4 protein-coding genes are annotated in these 4522 nt (G+C 66.3%); 2 read left to right on the top strand and 2 right to left on the bottom strand.

Features of this window, described 5'->3' with window-relative positions; translation table 11 throughout:
* Positions 1-121 precede the first annotated feature (121 nt).
* On the top strand, positions 122-1732 hold the full coding sequence (gene nadB / locus ABI546_RS19370) for an L-aspartate oxidase (protein ID WP_348049260.1): 1611 nt from the start codon (positions 122-124) through the stop codon (positions 1730-1732).
* A gap of 30 nt (positions 1733-1762) precedes the next feature.
* Positions 1763-2122, top strand: a complete 360-nt coding sequence (locus tag ABI546_RS19365) for a 5-carboxymethyl-2-hydroxymuconate Delta-isomerase (RefSeq protein ID WP_348049258.1) — start codon at positions 1763-1765, stop codon at positions 2120-2122.
* A gap of 18 nt (positions 2123-2140) precedes the next feature.
* Here the strand turns inward: ABI546_RS19365 and ABI546_RS19360 are convergent, their stop codons facing one another.
* Entirely contained in the window at positions 2141-3931 is a 1791-nt protein-coding gene (locus ABI546_RS19360) for a chorismate-binding protein (protein WP_348049256.1), read from the bottom strand.
* Positions 3932-4003: 72 nt separating this feature from the next.
* A partial coding sequence (nadA, locus tag ABI546_RS19355; RefSeq protein WP_348049255.1) for a quinolinate synthase NadA occupies positions 4004-4522 on the bottom strand: 519 nt, incomplete at its 5' end.

Raw genomic sequence — 4522 nt, 5'->3', positions numbered from 1 at the left:
GGGGGCCGCTGCGCCTGCGGTCTGGCGAAGCCAGTCCCGCGGCCCCTGCTGGTCTGGAAATCAGTGCGCCGCAGAGCCCGTCGATGGGAAAAGTCCCATATTCAACGCGAGTGATTGATCCATGACGTCTGACAGCCCGGGTTTGCATCAATTCGACGTGCTCATCATCGGCAGCGGCTTGGCGGGTCTGTCGGCTGCGCTGCTGCTGGCGCCGGGCCGGCGGGTGGCGGTGGTGACCAAACGTGCGCTCGGGGACGGTGCCAGCGGCTGGGCGCAGGGCGGCATGGCTGCCGTGCTGGCGGAAGGCGACTCGCTTGAGCAACATGTGAACGACACACTGGTGGCGGGTGCGGGCCTGTGCGACCTGCCCGCCACACGCGCGGTGGTCGAAGGTGCGCCCAAAGCCATTGCCTGGCTGCGCGAATTGGGCGTGGCTTTTTCCGAAGACACCGGCCATCCCGGCGAGCTGCACCTGACCCGCGAGGGCGGCCACAGCCAGCGCCGCATCGTGCATGCGGCCGACGCCACTGGCGCTGCCGTGCAGCGCGCGCTAATGGAACAGGTCCGCAAGACGCCCAACATCACGCTCCATGAGCACCACATGCTGGTTGACGTCATCACCGACCGGCAACTCAGGCAGCCCGGCAACCGCTGCTACGGCGCCTACGTGCTCGACACCGCCAGCGGCAAAGTGCTGACTTTCAGCGCAGGGCACACCATCCTGGCAACCGGCGGCGCGGGCAAGGTCTACCTCTACTCCACCAATCCCGACACCGCCACCGGCGACGGCATTGCGGCAGCCTGGCGCGCCGGCTGCCGCGTGGGCAATATGGAATTCATTCAGTTCCACCCGACCTGCCTGTACCACCCCGACGCGAAATCGTTTTTGATCACCGAAGCCGTGCGCGGCGAAGGCGGCAAGCTGCTGCTGCCGCCCTCGGCCGGCGGCGGGCGCTTCATGCCCGCGCATGACGCCCGCGCCGAACTCGCGCCGCGCGACGTTGTGGCCCGCGCCATCGACTTCGAGATGAAGAAGCACGGCCTGGACTGCGTCTACCTGGACATCTCGCACCAGAGCCCGGCTTTTTTGCAGGAGCACTTCCCCAACATCCTCAAGCGCTGCCTCGAGCTCGGTATCGACATCACGCGCCAGCCCATCCCCGTGGTGCCGGCCGCGCACTACACCTGCGGCGGCGTGATGACCGACCTGGCCGGACGCACCGACGTGGCGGGCCTCTATGCTGTGGGTGAAACCGCCTGCACCGGCCTGCATGGCGCCAACCGCCTGGCGAGCAATTCACTGGTCGAATGCGTGGTGCTCGCACGCGCCACGGCCCACGCGATTGAAGCCCTGGTACCGGCAGCGCTTCGCACCTTGCCGGCCTGGGACGAAAGCCAGGTCACCGATGCCGACGAAGCCGTGGTGATCTCGCACAACTGGGACGAGCTGCGCCGCTTCATGTGGAACTACGTGGGCATTGTGCGCACCACCAAGCGGCTGGAGCGCGCGGCACACCGCATCGCTTTGCTCAACGCGGAGATCCAGGAGTTCTATGCCAACTTCCGTGTCACACGCGACCTGCTGGAACTGCGCAACCTGGTGCAGGTGGCGGATTTGATCGTGCGCTCGGCCCACGGGCGGCACGAAAGCCGCGGCCTGCATTTCAGCCGCGACTTTCCCAGCACCGCGGAACTGGCCGTCCCCACGGTGCTGGTGCCACCCGGAAGTTAAAAATTTTTCTCCTTTTTTGATGGAACCCACATGCCCCACCTGATCGTTGAATACTCCAGCAACCTGGCCGGCTTCCCCAAGGCTGAAGTACTCAAGGCCTTGAACCAGGCCGTCGCCGACAGCCCGGAAATAAAGGACGAGTCGGACCTGAAAACCCGATTGATCGCCCTGGACGATTTTGAAATCGGCACCGCACCGGCCTCACGCGCCTTTGTGCACGCCCAGTTGCGCCTGTTGTCGGGCCGCACACCGGATGCGAAGAAGGACCTCGGCGAGCGCATCGCCAATGTGTTGCGCCGCCTGACCCCCAGGCCCGCGGGCTTGATGGTCCAGCTCAGCGTGGAAATGGTGGACATGGACCGCGCGTCCTACGTCAAGGAAAAGCTTTAACGCGGCGCAGGCCTGGCTTTAAGGGACCAGGGGCTTCACGGCCCCATCAACAAGGGTTGCGTCGATCCAGCCCCTCAGGCTGTTCACAAACGCCCAGCCCTGCACCGTTGCCAACGCATCCGTCCGCACCACACGTTCGGTGAGCGTTCCCGCCTGCAGCACCCGTGCGCGGCCCACACCCGGCAGCAACCCGCAGGCCAACGGCGGCGTGACCCAGCGGCCCTCGATCTGCATCGCGATGTTGCCGCGTGTGCATTCGGTGATCTCGCCCTGCGCATTCCACAGCACGCTGTCAAACACGTCGGGCGCGGTGGGTGTGAAAGCGTCGTAATGCGCGCGGCGCGTTGTTTTGAAGCGCACAAATTCATCATGGACCGCGTCCAGCGGGCGGTCGGCCAGCTGCAGGCGCACCTTGGGCGGTGACGGCTCCATGGCATAAGCCTGGGCGGTGAATTTGCCGCTGGCGCTGAGCAACAGGCGCACGCGCCAGAGACCCTGCGGATGCGCTTGCGCCACGGCCTGCAAACACGCATGGGCTTGTGCCGTATCCCACCGGCTGCCAAAGTGAACGGCTGCAGCTTCCATGCGCGCCAGATGATCGTCCAGGTGGCGCAACCGGCCTGCTTCCAGCGCCAGGGTTTCCAGAATTTCGAAGGGCATGCTGGCGCGCTGCAGAAAGGCCTGCTTGTGGCGCCACTCCTGCCATTCTCCGTCAGCCACGGAACCCGAGGTAATGCCGCTTCCGATGCCGCAGCGGACCTGGGCGCCACGCAGGCTGACGGTACGGATCGGCACGTTGAAAGTCGCCGCGCCGCCGGGCCGCACCACGCCGATGGCCCCGCAATACACACCCCGCGGCCCCAACTCCAGTGAGCGGATGGCCTGCATGGCCCGCACCTTGGGCGCACCGGTGATCGAACCACAGGGGAACAGCGCGGCAAACACCTCGGCCAAGCTGCAACCGGCCCGGGTCCGCGCCTGCACGTCGGAGGTCATCTGCCAGACCGCCGGCAGCGCCTCGGTGTGAAACAGGCGCGGCACGCATACGCTGAAGGGCTCGGCGATGCGCGACAGGTCATTGCGCAGCAGGTCCACGATCATCACGTTTTCGGCGCGCTCCTTGACCGAGGCGCGCAGCGCATCGGCCTGGGCGGCATCGCTCTCGGGGGTCGCACCGCGCGGCGCCGTGCCCTTCATCGGCCGTGTCAGAAGGTGGCCGGCGCGCCAGTCAAAAAACAGCTCGGGCGATACCGACAAAAGTTGCTCGTCGCCGGTATCCAGAAATGCCGCGTAGCCGCCAGGCTGCGCACGCTGCAGCGCGTGAAACAGGGCGCGGGCCGGCCCGGCGCCGCCTTGGCCCTCCAGCAACTGGCCGGTCATGGCGGCGGTGAAATTGACCTGGTAGTACGCCCCGTTGGCGATGGCCCGCTGCAGCACACCCAGGGCCTCGTCAAACGCCGGACGCTCCAGCCCTGCTTGCCACTGCACCTGCACACCGGCATCCGGGTGGTCGGGCTCCGCATCGGGCCAGGGCAGGGCCTCGTCATGCACGGCAAACCACGCCAACGGCCCGTCCGCGTCGTGCACCGCCAGCGCGGCATCAAAAGCCGGTGCAGCTTCATAACGCAGATACCCGACGCACCAGGCGCCCTGCACCGCGGCGGCCTGCACGGCATCCAGCACGGGGCGGACCTCCTCCTGTGTGCGTGCTACCAGCACCGCACGCGGCGGGCCGAAAGCATGGCGCAGGCGGGGCGCGCTGCTGTCGTGCGGATCCGAAAAATCAATGCAGGCAGTTATCAAGGACATTTCGGCCTCTGGCGCATATCAGACGGTCGCGAGCAGCTATCAAAACAGGAGCGACCGCGGCAACACGTGGCCTCAGGCCGCACCGATATGCGGCACCAGCCCCGCAGTGGGCTGGCCGTTCTTCAGCGCGGCGGTGAATGCCAGCATGCGGTCTATCGGCAAGCGGGCACGTAAACCCAGCGCGGGGTCAATCTTCACCTCATGCGCACCGGTTTCCAGCACATGGGCCAGCCCCGCCAGGCCGTTCATGGCCATCCAGGGGCAGTGCGCGCAGCTTTTGCAGGTGGCGCTGTTGCCGGCGGTCGGTGCTTCGATGAAAAGCTTGCCCGGGTTGAGCGTGCGCAACTTGTGCAGCATGCCGTTGTCGGTGGCAACGATGAATTCTTTGGCGTCCATATCGCGCGCGGCTTTCAGGATGCCAGAGGTGGAGCCGACGGCATCGGCCAGCGCCACCACGTCCGCGGGGGACTCGGGGTGCACCAGCACTTTGGCGCCGGGGTGTTCTTTTTTCAGCGCCTGAAGTTCAAAGGCCTTGAACTCGTCGTGCACGATGCAGGCGCCGTTCCAGAACACCATGTCGGCGCCGGTCTC

The organism is Polaromonas sp., from assembly GCF_039932935.1.
GTDB lineage: Bacteria > Pseudomonadota > Gammaproteobacteria > Burkholderiales > Burkholderiaceae_C > Polaromonas.
The sequence above is the reverse complement of the archived record's forward strand: the minus strand, read 5'-3'. Positions and strand labels throughout refer to the sequence as shown.